This window comes from Streptomyces huiliensis, assembly GCF_020037025.1.
GTDB classification, from domain to species: Bacteria; Actinomycetota; Actinomycetes; order Streptomycetales; family Streptomycetaceae; genus Streptomyces; species Streptomyces huiliensis.
Map to the genome: position 1 here is coordinate 1 of NZ_JAIQLH010000050.1, position 471 is coordinate 471.

Below are 471 nucleotides of genomic sequence, written 5' to 3' on the forward strand. Positions count from 1 at the left end.
CTTGCGGGCGGACAGCTTCCCGAGGATGTCGGCCTGGTAGATCCAGAGGACGCCCGACTTGTCGCGGCCCAGGACGTCGCCGTACGCCGACCCGCCCAGGTTGCCCGGGGAGAAGACGGTGTCGTACATGCTCCAGCCGGTGCCGACGCGCTCGGTGAAGCCCTTGTCGGCGTACCAGGCCTCGTTGTTCTTCTGGACGTAGTAGTGGCCGTCGCCCTCGCCGAACCGGTTGTGGCGCTGGGTCGCCAGCCGCATCTGCTTCCAGGCGGTCCGGGAGGCGTTGGTGTTCTTGCCCGCCTTGCGGGAGGTCAGGCCGCCCTTGCCGTTGGGCTGGTACGAGTAGTAGTCGCCCTTGTTGTCGATGGCGTTGAGCACCAGGAAGGGCGCCGCGCCGCTCGGGTCGGCGACGGTGGCCTTGGCCGCCGTCTTGTCGGCCGTCGCCTTGGGCGCGAGCCGGCCGGCCGCGGGCGC

At 70.3% G+C, this 471-nt stretch carries 1 pseudogene; it reads right to left on the minus strand.

What is annotated here, in order from left to right:
- Positions 1 to 471, minus strand: a pseudogene (locus JNW98_RS10805) (N-acetylmuramoyl-L-alanine amidase); the annotation flags it as partial.